We start from the raw sequence: 14,930 nt of genomic DNA, 5'->3' as shown, positions 1-14,930 counted from the left end.
TGCGATTCCTTCGCGCTACAGATTCATCTAACTGTTTATGAACCATCACGAGATCCATCCCGGCGTACAGGTAGGACATGTTCACCTGAAGGTAGCTAACCTTGAGCGCGCCCTCAATTTCTACCAGAACGTTCTTGGTTTAAAAGTCACACAGCGAATCGGCAACTCTGCTGCCTTCCTCTCCGCTGGGGGCTATCATCACCACATCGGGCTGAACACATGGGAGAGCCGTGATGGAGAGCCACCTGCTCCCGGCACCACTGGGCTGTATCACCTCGCGCTTCTCTACCCTGATCGCGCAGCGCTTGGCGATGCCTTGAAACGCCTTCTCAAAGCCGGTATTCAACTCGACGGAGCAGCGGACCACGGCGTAAGCGAAGCACTCTACCTTCGCGATCCCGACGGCAATGGTGTTGAGCTATATCGCGATCGGCCCAAAGACGAATGGCCACGAGATGCTCATGGCGAGTTGGCCATGTACACGCGTCCGCTCCATCTTGAGTCTCTGCTTGCAGAAGCTCAATAAGCCTGCAGTAGATTGATCGGAATGCGCACCTGGAAGCACGTGCTGTGCGGTACCGATTCCATCGCGACAGAACCTGCATGCTTGTTGACGATGCGCTGTACCGTATCTAGCCCAAGACCCATCGCCGTGCCTAACGGCTTCGTTGTAAAGAACGGTTCGAAGATGCGGGACTGGATAGCTGGATCAATCCCGGTTCCGTCATCTTTTACCTCGACGATCATCGTCTGCCCGGTTTGACGAATCGCAATCGTTAGCGCTCCCTGATCGTGCATCGCATCCAGCGCATTCTCAATCAGTGCCGACCACACCTGATTCAATTCGCTGCCATATGCGCTTACTCGCGAAAGGTCCGGCTCAAACTCCAGCTTCGTTATCACACGGCTCATGCGCGAGCGGAACATCGCCAGCGTATTCTCGATCGACTGCGCCAGATCGATCTCCTGTATCGGCGCCTGATCCATAAACGAGTAGCCACGAATTGCACTGATCAATTCGAAGATACGCTCGCTTGAATCCACAACCGTATCCGCCATCGCCTCCACGCGCAGCGAATTGGCAAAGGTGCTGATCGTGGCAGGCAATACCTGCGCGTTGATTTGCGATGCAAGCTGATCGAGCATCTCGACCGATACCCGCATCTCCGCAAGTACCGGACCGATATCCCACGGCGATGGCACATGATGTTGCTCCAGCCAGCGCACCATGGCCTCTTCCTGGTCGCTTGCCTCAAGCGGGCTCTTAGGAATCGGAGAAAAACTTTGCGCGCTCTTCACCTGCTTCCGCACATCGCGTGCCCAGGCGTTGTAACGCTCCATCTCCTCCTCAGATGCGAATAGCCTGCCGAGACGATACTTCGCCTCGTCTGCCTCGCCCAATCCAGCAGCGATCATCGAGGCGGAGCGCTGTGCAGCGGAAGCGGGATTGTTCAACTCATGCGACAGGTTCGCAGCAAGCTTACCTAATGCGAGCAGCTTCTCAGCCTGCTCATCCATACGCGTAAAGTCGCGGACACGATCCAGCAGCAACGTTACACAGCGCTGCGCCATCGACGGAATCACACACAACATCTCGTCGAAGAGATCCTCGTGGACGTCCAGAACCCATACTGGTCCCACGCTGCGTCCATCCGCCCCCCATGTCTTCATACGCGAGAACGGCAGCTTCCCCGTAACTCGCGACGTGCGCCCCACGAAGCGGGCCACCGGACCAGACTTTCGCCGGTGCGCCATAACGTCGCCGCGCAGAATGATGTTCATGTGGAACGCGAGCTCGTTCTCGCAGAAGATCAATGCCCCGTCTTCACCGACACGCTCTGTGCTGTGCGTTGCCAGCCAGCGATACTCTGAGTCGGCCAGTCCCTCCAGAGCAGGCACGGTGCGCAACGCCTCGACGATCTTGTCCAACGAGGTAGGCGTCTCTGGTGCAGCAGCAAGCACGCGGCCGATAGCCTGCGGCGAAGTGGGAAGATCGAATGTCGTCTCGGTAGCGATTGCAGGGCTCCTTTTCGCGCGTGGCGATACTTAGACTAAACCAGAAATGCCAGCGCCGAGGGATTCACACCTTTAGATGCGCGTCTAGCTGCTGCGCCTCACAATTCCCCCGCGACCGGCACCGTTTGCAACCGCCTTCGGCGCAGTCAGAATATCGTCATCTTTCCGCAACGCCACCAGCACCTTACGTTCATTCGTCGTATCCCACAACCGAATCCCGCCGAGCACCGCATTGCTGTTGTCCCCGAGAATCACATGCGCAGGAAGGTCCTTCATCAGCTTGGCGTTGCCGCCACCTAACAGGACGTAGTCGCATACCAGTGCAGCCTGCAGGCGAGCAATGACATCCAGCACGGATTTACGCCACTCCTTCTTACCACGCTCCTCAAGGCCCTCTTTGCCGAGATATTCCTCATACGTGCGCCCCTTCCTGTAAGGCAGATGCGCAAGCTCCAGCGGAACCACGACGCCCTCGTAGATCATCGCCGACCCCAGCCCTGTGCCTGTTCCCAGAAAGAGCATACGCCCGCCACGATAACCACCGAGTGCCTGCATCGCTGCGTCATTGATAAAGCGCAGCGGCTTGTTGAAGGACTTTTTGTACTGGAAGTCGATCCAGCCTGGCGCAAGATTGTGCGGTTCAGCCAGTGGGTGATCGTGCGAAACCGGCCCCGGATAGCCAATCGAAACGCAATCATATTTCCAGCTGCGCGTCGCCTGCTTCACCTGCTCCACCATCATCTTCGCCGTCAACGTCGGCCCTGAAGGGATCTTCAAGGGGACTCGCTGGCTCGTGGACGACACCTTCACATTGGTGCCTCCGACATCAATTACAAGAACCTCTTTCATGCGGAAAAGCATATCGCGCCACGCCACAAGGATGGAACTCGTATCCGCAAAACACCTATTCCCATGCAATGCCCGGACATTGTCAGGCGATAGAACTTCCTTGGAAATCACCCCATCTGCCGCTCCATTACGCCGGGGTTCCACTTCTTACCATCTTTTATCGAGTCGTAAAAATCACCTTACTGCCCGCCCAAGCCTGCAAATAAACCACTGAAAAGTAATTACTTATATCTCAATAAATAAATTGATTGACAATCGTATGCTTGAAAAAATATATTGGTGATGGTTACTACTAACGTCTAAGGAGAAATTTTATGCGTAAAGCAATTCTGGCTGCACTCGCCCTGTCCCCCGTCCTGCTTCACGCTCAAGCAAATTCGCTTACCCAACCGAAGACCACTCTTGAATCGCGCCTTGCCACTCCGAAAGAGATTACTGACGCTGTCGACCGTGGAGCCGCAACGGCAACCACTCCTCGTCGCGTCTCCACCGGCGTCGTTGCTCCCAAGCTCATCCACGTCATTGACGTAGCCACAGAAAGCCCCTCCCCTTTCAACTATGCAGGACCTCGCATCGTTGTAGTCGGCATGATCGTCGGCACCGATGGCGTTCCCACCGACCTGAAGATCGTTCAGTCGGCCGGCCCGCTTGTCGACAAGGACGTACTTGCTGCTGTCAGCCAGTACCGCTTCAAGCCCGGCACGGTCAGCGATCAGCCGGTCGCCATTCCGCTGAACCTGTCGATCAACCTTGTTCCGCCGTCATATCGCTAAGACAAAATTTTCAGCTGGACAATCATGAGGCGGGCTCGATTCGAGTCCGCCCTTTACTTTATGCAGCTTAGTGCTGTAGACACACGAAGGCGTCGCGTTTCAAGTCGAAAACGCATAAAGGTTTATTGCTGACGAGCGGGTTGTTCCGGTGGACTCTTCTGCAGAGTGCTCGATGAGCTCGGCTTTAGGACGAGAAAGACGAGAATCGCTCCAACAATAAAAGCTACCGCAATAACAAAGAGAGCGGAGCTTGGTCCCTTACTTCGATCCGGCGAAGATGGCAATGTCATAAGCACAATAAACCACGCTAAATGTGCGTGGCATCTCCCATGACTGCAACAATCGTTCATGGATCACTTTAGGGATGTGATGGCGCTCACCTGATTTGAAATATGCATGTTTCGATAACGCATTCAAAGAAAGAGGGTGGACTCTTTCGAGTCCACCCTCAGTTTTGCGCGAAACGAGTTTCGCCGGACGTGTAGCCTTACTCGGCGGCCATCTCTTCCTGCTCGCCTTCCATGCGCATTGCCTCAAGCTCGCGCTCTTCGGCGTCGTGCGCTTCCTGGACCTCGGCCTGGACCTGAGCTGCCGCTTCCTCAAGCTCTGGTGAGAGCTGGACGTTGCGATAATACTCCATGCCCGTGCCGGCAGGGATCAGGCGGCCGACGATGACGTTCTCCTTGAGACCCTTCAGCGTATCCACCGAGCCATTGATCGAAGCCTCGGTAAGGACGCGGGTAGTCTCCTGGAAGCTGGCGGCCGAGATGAAGCTGTCGGTCGACAACGACGCCTTCGTGATGCCGAGCAGCAGCGAGCGACCGATCGCGGGCTTGCCACCGTTCATCAGCACACGCTGGTTCTCTGCATTGAAGCGGAAGCGATCCGTCTGCTGGTCGATGAGGAAAGTGGTATCGCCCACCTCTTCAACCTTCACCCAGCGGAGCATCTGCCGAACGATGACCTCGATGTGCTTATCGGAGATAGCCACACCCTGCAAGCGATAGACTTCCTGGATCTCGTTCACCAGGTACTGCTGCAGTGCGCGCTCGCCGAGCACCTCAAGGATGTCGTGCGGGTTGCGCGGTCCGTCGATCAGCGCATCACCTGCACGAAGACGCTCGCCTTCCTGCACGTTGACGTAGACGCCACGCGGAACCGAGTATTCCTCTTCCTGGCCGTTGTCGGCCGTGACGTAGACCTTACGCTGTCCCTTGGTGACATCGCCGAAGCGAACCACACCGTCGATCTTCGAAATGATCGCTGGATCACGTGGCTTGCGGGCCTCGAACAACTCGACGACGCGCGGCAGACCGCCGGTGATGTCCTTCGTACGCGTGGTTTCGCGCGGGATCTTCGCTAGCACATCGCCGGGCGAAAGCTCGTCGCCATCGGCCACCATCAGGTGAGCGCGGCTCGGCATCAGGTAGCGCTTATTACCCTGCGCAGACTTGATGACGATGGTCGGCTGACGCTTCTCATCCGGAGAATCCGCAACGACCAGACGCGAAAGGCCGGTGACCTCGTCGATCTCATCATGCAGTGTGACACCCTCCTGCAGGTCCTTGAACTGAACTGTACCTGCAATCTCCGTAAGGATGGAGAAGGTGTAGGGATCCCACTCGCCGAGACGATCGCCGAGTGCAACGGTTGCGCCGTCTTCGACCTTCAGCTTCGCGCCGTAGACGATCGCATAGCGCTCCTTCTCGCGGCCCTTGTCATCGACGATTGCGATCGAGCCATTACGGTTCATCGCAACCAGATCGCCGGTCTTCGAGCGAACAGTGACGAGGTTGATGAAGCGCACCGTTCCAGCATTCTTCGCCTCAATGTGCGAGGTGTCAGAGACGCGCGATGCCGTTCCACCGATGTGGAAGGTACGCATCGTGAGCTGCGTTCCAGGCTCGCCGATGGACTGCGCCGCGATAACGCCAACGGCTTCGCCCATCTCAACCATCTTGCCCGAACCGAGGTTACGGCCGTAGCACAGGATGCAAGCACCGCGCTTGGACTCGCAGGTGAGCACAGAGCGGATCTTCACCTTCTCGATACCGGCAGCCTGGATTGCGCTTGCCAGATCTTCGTCGATCTCCTGGTTGACGTCGACGATCACGTTGCCCTCGAAGTCCTTGAGCTTCTCGAGAGACACGCGGCCAATGATACGGTCGCGCAGCGGCTCGATGGTCTCGCCTGCTTCGATGATCGGGGTGACATAGATACCTTCCACCGTGCCGCAATCCTTCTGCGAGATGATGACGTCCTGTGCCACATCGACCAGACGGCGAGTCAGGTAGCCCGAGTCCGCGGTCTTCAGAGCGGTATCCGCAAGGCCCTTACGTGCGCCGTGCGTTGAGATGAAGTACTGCAGAACGGTCAGACCTTCGCGGAAGTTCGCGGTGATCGGCGTTTCGATAATTTCACCCGACGGCTTCGCCATCAGACCACGCATACCCGAAAGCTGACGGATCTGCTGCTTCGAACCACGAGCACCGGAGTCGGCCATGATGTAGATCGGATTCATGGCTCCTTCCTTGTCCGCCTTCTTCATGTTGGCGAACATCTCGTCGGCGACCTTTTCCGTCACACCCGACCACATCTGGATGACCTTGTTGTTACGCTCACCATTGGTGATCGCGCCGTCAAGATACTGCTGCTGCACGTTGATGACCTGCTTTTCAGCATCGGCAACCGTGGTGTACTTCGACTCCGGAATGACCATGTCGTCCAGACCGACCGACAGCCCCGAACGCGTTGCATAACGGAAGCCAAGATCCTTGATGCGGTCCAGCGTCTTCACCGTGACCTCAAGACCGAGGTTCAGATAGCAGTAGTTCACCAGCTGGCCGATTCCCTTCTTCTTCAGCAGGCCGTTGATATACGGCATGCCCTCGGGGAGCGCGTCGTTCAGGATCGCGCGGCCAACCGTGGTGCTGATGTACTGCTTGTTGAACTCGACAGGCTCGGTGTGCGTGATGTCCTGATCGTCGTAGGCTGTGGTCATGTCGAGCACAGGGCCGGTGTAGCGCAGACGAATCGGCGTCAGCGTCTCCACCTGCTTGGCCTCGAGCGCCATCAGCACTTCTTCGATGTTCGCAAAGACGCGGCCTTCACCCTTCGCGCCAATCTTGGCCTTGGTCAGGTAGTACAGGCCAAGCACCAGGTCCTGCGTCGGAACCGTAATCGGCTGACCCGATGCGGGGGAAAGGATGTTGTGCGATGCCAGCATCAGTACCGAAGCCTCGATCTGCGCCTCAGGCGAGAGCGGAATGTGCACAGCCATCTGGTCGCCGTCGAAGTCTGCGTTGAAGGCGGTGCAGACCAGCGGGTGAATCTTGATGGCCTTACCTTCGACCAGCACAGGCTCGAAGGCCTGAATGCCGAGGCGATGCAACGTCGGAGCGCGGTTCAGCAGGACCGGATGATCCTTGATGACCTCTTCGAGGATGTCCCACACGATAGGCTCCTGCAGCTCCACCATCTCCTTGGCCTGCTTGATGGTCGTGCAGTGGCCCGTCTGCTCCAGACGGTGATAGATGAAGGGCTTGAAGAGCTCAAGCGCCATCTTCTTCGGCAGACCGCACTGGTGCAGCGCGAGCTCAGGACCAACGACGATCACCGAACGGCCCGAGTAGTCCACGCGCTTACCGAGCAGGTTCTGACGGAAGCGGCCCTGCTTGCCCTTGAGGGTGTCGGAAAGCGACTTCAGCGGACGGTTGTTTGCACCGCGCAACACGCGGCCACGGCGGCCGTTGTCGAACAGCGCATCGACGGCCTCCTGCAGCATGCGCTTTTCGTTGCGCACAATGACCTCAGGCGCATGAAGATCCATGAGCTTCTTGAGGCGGTTATTACGGTTGATCACGCGGCGATACAGATCATTCAGGTCTGAGGTCGCGAAACGGCCACCGTCCAGCGGCACCAGAGGACGAAGCTCCGGCGGAATCACGGGGATTACGTCGAGGATCATCCACTGCGGCAGGTTGTCCGACTTGCGGAAGGCCTCGACGATCTTGAGGCGCTTCGAATACTTAAGCTTCTTCTGCAGCGATGATTCCTGCTTCATGCGCTCGCGCAGCTCGGTCGCGAGCTCTGCGACGTCAACGCGTTTCAACAGCTCCTTGATCGCCTCGGCGCCCATCATGGCCTTGAAGCCGGTGGGGCGATACTGCTGGTCGAGCTCACGGAACTTGGTCTCGTCCTTGATGACCTCGCGCTCCTTCACCGGAGCGTCGCCCGGATCGACGACAACGTAGGACTCGAAGTAAAGCACAGCCTCCAGCTCGCGCAGCGAGATGTCCAGCAGGTGGCCGATACGCGAAGGCAGGCCCTTGAAGAACCACACGTGCGAGCAGGGCGAAGCCAGCTCGATATGGCCCAGGCGCTCGCGGCGAACCTTCGAGAGCGTCACCTCGACGCCGCACTTGTCGCAGATCACGCCGCGATGCTTCATGCGCTTGTACTTGCCGCAGAGGCACTCCCAGTCCGTGATGGGTCCAAAGATGCGGGCGCAGAACAGGCCATCGCGCTCAGGCTTGAAGGTACGGTAGTTAATGGTTTCCGGCTTGGTAACTTCGCCGTGAGACCAGCTGCGGATCTTCTCCGGGCTGGCAAGCTGAATCTTGATCGCGTCGAAGTCAGCGATCGGTCCGGTCAATTCGAAGGGGCTGGAGCGGAACATATTTTGCGTCTCCCTTATTTCTGCGCATGCAGTGCAGCATCACGCTGCGGTTGCTGAATCCTTTGCGATAACTCGCGGCGTATCGCGTTGCCGCACTTCTGGTGCTGTTGCTCAATTTCAGTTGTCGTGCCGCTCAATTGAGGGTGAGCAGCGCTCCGGGAAGTTGCCCTCCCGGAGTCCCTTTGGTTTCGTTAATCGGCTGCTGCAACTGCGGGCAGCGGCTGTTTCTTCTGATCGGCCTGCTTGACCAGTTCAACGTCCAGGCAGAGTGACTGAAGCTCGCGGATCAGCACGTTGAACGACTCCGGCACGCCGGGCTCAATCGCAGCTTCGCCCTTGACGATGGCCTCGTAGATCTTCGTACGGCCATAAACGTCGTCAGACTTGGCAGTGAGCAGCTCCTGCAGGATGTAAGCCGCACCGTAGGCCTCAAGCGCCCAGACTTCCATCTCACCGAAGCGCTGTCCGCCGAACTGCGCCTTACCACCAAGCGGCTGCTGGGTGATCAACGAGTACGGTCCGATCGAACGAGCGTGGATCTTGTCGTCCACAAGATGCGACAGCTTCAGCATGTAGATGTAGCCAACCGTAGCCGGCTGCTCAAACGCATCGCCTGTCATGCCGTCGATCAGCGTCGACTTGCCCGACGTGGGCAGGCCCGCCGATGCCAGCAGCGCCTTGATCTCGTTCTCGCGCGCGCCGTCGAAGACCGCCGTGCCGAACCAGATACCGCGCTTCATGCCGGCGGCAACACGCAACGTCTGCTCGTCATCCAGCTTCAGCAGCTGATTCAGAGCAGCCGTGCCAGCGAAGCGCGCCTTGAAGAGCTCGCGGACTTCGTTCGCCGACTGCATCTTCGCAGCAGCCTCGGCCACCTGCTGACCCAGCTCATGAGCGGCCCAGCCCAGGTGCGTCTCGAGAATCTGTCCGACGTTCATACGCGAAGGCACGCCCAGCGGATTCAGGACGATCTCGACCGGCGTTCCATCCGGGAGGTACGGCATATCCTCCTCAGGCAGAATGCGAGCGATAACACCCTTGTTACCGTGGCGTCCGGCCATCTTGTCGCCGACCGAAAGCTTACGCTTCATCGCAACATAGACCTTCACCATCTTGATCACGCCAGGCGCAAGCTCATCGCCCTTGCCCATCTTGTTGATCTTCTCGTTGGTGATCTTGCGCAGTACGTCGATCTGGCGCGAGGTCATCTCCTCGATCTCGTCGATCTGCTCGTTGACGCGCGGGTCCTTGTCGGCGTAGCGAATACGCTTCAGGTTACGCGTCGAAATCAACTCGATCGTATCGCGGTTCAGAATCTCGCCCTTCGAGAGCAGCTTCTTGTTCGTGCGCTCGTCATGCAGGTCAGCCTGGACTTCCTTGCCGCCAAGAATCGCCTCAAGACGCTTCAACCGCTCGTCCGTAAGAATACGAATCTCATCGGCGAGGTTGCGCTCGAGCTTCTCGATCTGCTCCTGTTCGATCTGCTTGGCGCGCTCGTCCTTCTCCTGTCCCTTGCGGGAGAAGATGCGAACGTCGACCACCGTTCCCTCGATTCCGGGAGGGCAGGTCAGCGAAGCGTCACGTACGTCGCCGGCCTTCTCACCGAAGATGGCGCGCAGCAGCTTCTCTTCGGGAGTGAGCTGCGTCTCGCCCTTCGGCGTTACCTTGCCGACGAGGATGTCGTTGTGGCCGATCTTCGCGCCGATGCGGATGATGCCCGACTCGTCGAGATCACGCAGCGCGTGCTCCGACACGTTCGGAATATCGCGCGTGATCTCTTCCGGTCCCAGCTTCGTGTCGCGCGCCTCAATCTCGAACTCCTCGATGTGGATCGAGGTGTAGTAGTCCTCGCGGACCAGTTTCTCCGAGATCAGGATCGCGTCCTCGAAGTTGTAACCACGCCACGGCATGAAGGCCACCAGCACGTTACGGCCAAGGCCAAGCTCGCCCTGCTCCGTGCACGGACCGTCCGCGATCACCTGCCCCTTCAGCACGCGGTCGCCCTTGCGGACCACCGGCTTCTGGTTGATGCAGGTGTTCTGGTTCGAGCGCTTGAACTTCGTCAGCTGGTAGATGTCCGAACCAACCTCACGCGACAGCTGTGTCGGATGGTGCTCGCCTTCGACGCGCACGATGATGCGCTCGGAGTCGACCGAATCCACGATGCCGTTACGCTTGGCCAGAATGACAGCACCGGAGTCGCGCGCCGTGACGCCTTCCATACCGGTTCCGACAAACGGAGCCTCGGAAACCAGCAGGGGCACCGACTGACGCTGCATGTTCGCACCCATCAGAGCGCGGTTCGCATCGTCGTGCTCGAGGAACGGTACCAGCGAAGCGGCAACTGAAACCAGCTGCTTCGGCGAAACGTCGACATAGTCAACTTCAGCCTTATTTACCAGCACGAAGTTGCCCTGACGGCGAGCATCGACAATGTCCTGAACGATGTTCCCCTTCTCATCGAGCTCCACGTTCGCCTGTGCGATCGTGTGACGATCCTCTTCCCATGCCGACAGGTAGAAGCTGAATGGAGTGACATCCATCGTGCGCTTCTTGTCCTTCTTCAGCTGGTCGTTGATCTTCTTCGCCTCGTTGATCTCAAGGTAGTCGCCCTGGCGCAGGCCGCTCTCACCCGCGTTGGACACCTGCACGTAGTCGAGAACCTTGCCTTCCTTGACGCGGCGGTACGGCGATTCGATGAAGCCGTACTCGTTGATGCGCGCAAAGCAGCTCAGCGACGAGATCAGACCGATGTTCGGACCTTCCGGCGTCTCGATCGGGCAGATACGGCCGTAGTGTGTCGGGTGCACGTCGCGGACTTCGAAGCCCGCTCGCTCACGCGACAGACCACCAGGCCCAAGGGCCGACAAACGGCGCTTGTGTGTGATCTCCGACAGAGGATTCGTCTGATCCATGAACTGCGACAACTGCGACGATCCGAAGAACTCGCGGATCGCAGCCATCACCGGCTTCGCGTTGATCAGGTCGTGCGGCATCGCCGTCGACATCTCCTGATACACGCTCATCTTTTCCTTGATCGCGCGCTCCATGCGAACCAGGCCGATGCGGAACTGGTTCTCCATCAGCTCGCCCACCGCACGGACGCGACGGTTGCCAAGGTGATCGATGTCGTCGACCACGCCGATGTTCTTACGCAGCTTCAGCAGGTACTTGATCGTGCCGTAAAAATCCTCCGGGGTCAGCGTGCGACGATCGAGCGCTGTGGCCTCTGCGTTCTCATACAGCTTGATGTTGAACTTCAGACGGCCCACGCGCGAGAAGTCATACTTGCGCGGATCGAAGAACATGCCCTCAAACAGAGCCGTGGCCGTGTCCAGGGTTGGCGGGTCACCCGGACGCAGCTTGCGGTAGATCTCGATCAGAGCCTCTTCGGGCTTGCGCACCGAGTCACGGCGCAGCGTGTTCGTGATGATGTTGCCCACGTCATCGCGCTCCGGGAAGAAGACCTCGAAGCTGCTCACGCCCGACTGCAGAATCTTGTGCAGCTTGTCGGCAGTCAGCTCCTGGTTCGCTTCGTAAAGCAGCTCGCCGGTCGTCAGATCGACCACATCAGCGGCCGTCATCGCACCATCAAACTCCGAGGTTTCCACCTCGACCGCTTCGATCTTGTGCGAGCGCAGACCCTTCATCGAGTGCGCCGAAATCTTACGCGTCGCCGGAGCAATCTCCTCGCCCTTCACCGTGATCGCGCCAGCCGGACGCGTGCCCTGCAGGTTGGTCGGCGTGCCCTCGGGCGCGACCTTCCAGCTCAGCTTGCCGTCCTTCACGTTGATCGTGTCGACCGTGTAGAAGGTCTTCAGAATCTCCTCGTCCGTGCGCAGGCCAAGAGCACGCAGAAAGATCGTGCCCAGGAACTTACGCTTGCGGTCGATGCGAACATACAGCGTGTTCTTCTGGTCGTACTCGAACTCCACCCAGCTGCCGCGGTACGGAATGATCTTGCCGAGGAAGTAGGTACGGTTGTTCGCCGTCTCGAAGAAGACGCCGGGCGAACGGTGCAGCTGCGAAACGATGACGCGCTCCGTACCGTTCACGATGAAAGTGCCGTTGGCTGACATCAGCGGAATATCGCCGAAGAAGACTTCCTGCTCCTTCATATCGCGCAGGGTCTTCACACCCGTCTCCGGGTCCTTGTCGTAGATCTTCAGGCGGATGGTCACCTTCAGCGGAGCCGAGTAGGTCATGCCGCGCTCTTCGCACTCAGCCTGGTCGTACTTCAGCTGCAGACCCACGGGGTCGCCGCACTTGGTGCAGAAGTCAGGAGTGTTCTTGTTGTAGGTTCCGCAGAAGTTGCAAAGTACGTCGCCCGGATGGAACGGGTCGGTGATCACCATGTGGCCGCAGTGCGTGCAGGCCGTGCGCAGGTGGTTCAGCCCCTTGAGGTAGCCGCACTTGCACTCCCAGTTGCCGATGGAGTAATCGACAAACTCGAGCTCCGATACATTGCGGAAATCGGTGATCGGGAAGACCGACGTAAACACAGACTGCAGGCCGTTGTCCTCACGCTCCTGCGGCAGCTTGTCCATCTGCAGGAAGCGCTCGTAGCTGCGACGCTGCACCTCGATAAGATTGGGAATCTCGATTGCGGTTGGAATCTTGGAAAAATCTAGACGGCTGCGGATCGCGCGCATTTCGCTGTTGTTCTGACCAGACATGCTCTCTCCCTGAAAACTGAACCTTCGAGGTCCTCCCCGAAGCCGGTTGCAACCGTCTCCGCGAAGGGGAGAGCCCGGTCCAGGCCCTCCTGGTTATTTCCCTGCGCCTCAAGCTTCTTCGGGTCCGGCCACCCTCGACTGCGGCCACCCGTGCGCAAAATCTTTTGGTCCTGCCCCGCCCGATCTGGGCGATAATTCTTCAAACTTTTCACAGCATGCATTCGCCTGCTGCCGGCGGAATCTGCTATAAGGAACGCGTACCGGCCGTTTGTGGCCCGCCCTCAAGGGGTCGAAGTGCTTGAAAACACGGCAAAGCGCTCATAGGGACAGCTTGCCCCACGAGCGCAAAGGTCGACTTGTGCACTATTTCGATCGTAATGAGATGAATGTCCGCCGCCATTTTGAGGCTCGCCTTGCCCCAAATTCGCTGCTGTCTGCCTGAAACCTGTTGCACTATACGCATCCGCCGCTAGATACGCATAATGGCCGGCCCCCTAACCCCTTTCTTCTTTAGGGGATGGACCGGAGTACCACCGAATGCACGATATTTTGCGATTTACCCGAATCTTTTGTTCGCCCGTGTAGCACAACGAGGCGGAACGAATCTTCTCTAGCAATAAAGAATACCTCGTTCCGCCCGGAAGTGCAACTACCAGAAAAACTACTTGATCTCGACGGTAGCAATGCCCTCGAACTTCTTCGCGATCGCAGCCGCGTCGTCCTTCGAGACATTCTCCTTCAAAGGCTTGGGAGCGCCGTCCACCAAGTCCTTGGCTTCCTTCAGACCAAGAGCGGTGACTTCGCGTACAGCCTTGATGGTGTTGATCTTGTTCGCGCCTGCATCCTTCAGGATGACGGTGAACTCGGTCTTCTCTTCTGCTGCAGGAGCAGCTGCGCCGCCGCCTGCCGCCGGAGCGACCGCAACGGCTGCAGCTGCAGCCGAAACGCCAAGGCGCTCCTCAAGCTTCTTCACCAGAGCCGAAGCCTCGAGCAGGCTCAGGCTAACAATCTGATCTTCCAACTGCTGAATGTCTGCCATGTTTATCTCCAATTACTTCTGAACTTGTACTGCCGATTACCTCGCCCGAAGCCTTGTTCCGCTCCGGTTGTCCAGCCCCTTCAGGGTTTCCGTTGCGCCCAGACAAGCGCACCCTCAAGAGAACTGAACGAAACCTTACCCCTCAGCAGGCGCCGCGTCTGCCGCTTCGCCAGCCTGCGATGCCGTCGCATTCTCCGGCTGCGCTGCGCCCGAAGGCTGCTCGCCAGCCGCAGATTCCTCTGCATGAGCCTCAGCCACAGGAGCTGCCGCCTCGGCCTTCGCCGCCGGAGCCGCACCCGTGAACTTGCCCTTCTCCACGCCCTGGTTGATCACCACAGCCAGATCGCGTCCGGTCGCATTGATCACCGTCGCCAACCGCTGCGCAGGAGCATTGATAAGGAACAGCAGCTTGGCAAAGATCTCTTCCTTGCCCGGCATCGTTGCCAGCTCACCAATCTGTTGAACCGTCAGGACTTCGCCGTCTACGATTCCCAGCTTGAAGGTGAACTCCGAGTTCTCCTTGACCCAGCTCGAGAGAGCCTTGGCCAGCGCTACCGGATCGCCCGAGGTGTACGCAACCGAGTTCACACCCTTCAGGCCCTTCAGAGCCGCCTCGATCTTCGTTCCCTCAGCCGACTTCGCCGCCAGCTTGTTCTTCACCACGTGATAGCTGCCACCGGCAGCACGAACCGTCTTGCGCAGGTCGAAGTCCTTCGACGCCGTCAGCCCGGTAAACGTACCGATAATAGCCGAGGTCGAGGTCTCCAGCTCTGCCGCGAGCTTCTTTACCTTATCCGACTTCTGTGATCTGGACAGTGCCATAAAATTCCTAGCCTTCACTGCTGGCCCTCAAACGCCAGCTGAAATTTGTGCGCCGCGCATCAGGCGGCAAAACCCGA

The 14,930-nt window shown here is 58.4% G+C and carries 8 protein-coding genes; 2 read left to right on the top strand and 6 right to left on the bottom strand.

Going from position 1 to position 14,930, the window contains the following annotated elements:
- The first annotated feature begins 37 nt into the window (after positions 1–37).
- Positions 38–526: a VOC family protein gene (locus KFE13_RS17075; RefSeq protein WP_260704800.1), complete on the top strand. Its 489-nt coding sequence runs from the start codon at positions 38–40 to the stop codon at positions 524–526.
- On the opposite strand, the gene KFE13_RS17070 is transcribed toward KFE13_RS17075, so the two are convergent.
- Together KFE13_RS17070 and KFE13_RS17065 are read right to left on the bottom strand one after the other, a co-directional pair.
- Positions 520–1,962, bottom strand: coding sequence for an ATP-binding protein (locus KFE13_RS17070; RefSeq protein ID WP_260704799.1), 1,443 nt, complete (start codon positions 1,960–1,962; stop codon positions 520–522). The genes KFE13_RS17075 and KFE13_RS17070 overlap by 7 nt on opposite strands.
- A 138-nt stretch (positions 1,963–2,100) precedes the next feature.
- On the bottom strand, positions 2,101–2,865 hold the full coding sequence (locus KFE13_RS17065) for an ROK family protein (RefSeq protein ID WP_260704798.1): 765 nt from the start codon (positions 2,863–2,865) through the stop codon (positions 2,101–2,103).
- Between the two features lie 314 nt (positions 2,866–3,179).
- Between KFE13_RS17065 and KFE13_RS17060 the strand changes: the two genes are divergently transcribed.
- Positions 3,180–3,638, top strand: a complete 459-nt coding sequence (locus KFE13_RS17060; protein WP_260704797.1) for an energy transducer TonB — start codon at positions 3,180–3,182, stop codon at positions 3,636–3,638.
- A 487-nt stretch (positions 3,639–4,125) separates the two neighbouring features.
- On the opposite strand, the gene rpoC is transcribed toward KFE13_RS17060, so the two are convergent.
- From rpoC to rplJ, 4 genes are all read right to left on the bottom strand, one after another.
- The gene (rpoC, locus tag KFE13_RS17055; protein ID WP_260704796.1) at positions 4,126–8,316 is read right to left on the bottom strand and encodes a DNA-directed RNA polymerase subunit beta'; all 4,191 of its coding nucleotides are present in this window, start codon (positions 8,314–8,316) and stop codon (positions 4,126–4,128) included.
- 191 nt (positions 8,317–8,507) lie between these two features.
- Positions 8,508–12,992, bottom strand: coding sequence for a DNA-directed RNA polymerase subunit beta (gene rpoB, locus KFE13_RS17050; protein WP_260704795.1), 4,485 nt, complete (start codon positions 12,990–12,992; stop codon positions 8,508–8,510).
- Positions 12,993–13,653: 661 nt separating this feature from the next.
- Complete coding sequence (rplL, locus tag KFE13_RS17045; protein ID WP_260704794.1) at positions 13,654–14,031, bottom strand: 50S ribosomal protein L7/L12; 378 nt, start codon at positions 14,029–14,031, stop codon at positions 13,654–13,656.
- 135 nt (positions 14,032–14,166) lie between these two features.
- Positions 14,167–14,853 carry a 50S ribosomal protein L10 gene (gene rplJ, locus KFE13_RS17040; RefSeq protein WP_260704793.1) on the bottom strand — a complete coding sequence of 229 codons (687 nt, stop codon included), beginning with the start codon at positions 14,851–14,853 and terminating at the stop codon, positions 14,167–14,169.
- Positions 14,854–14,930: the final 77 nt, after the last annotated feature.

It is taken from the genome of Edaphobacter flagellatus, assembly GCF_025264665.1.
Lineage (GTDB): Bacteria > Acidobacteriota > Terriglobia > Terriglobales > Acidobacteriaceae > Edaphobacter > Edaphobacter flagellatus.
Note: the sequence above shows the minus strand (reverse complement) of the source record. Positions and strands in the feature narration are given on the sequence as shown.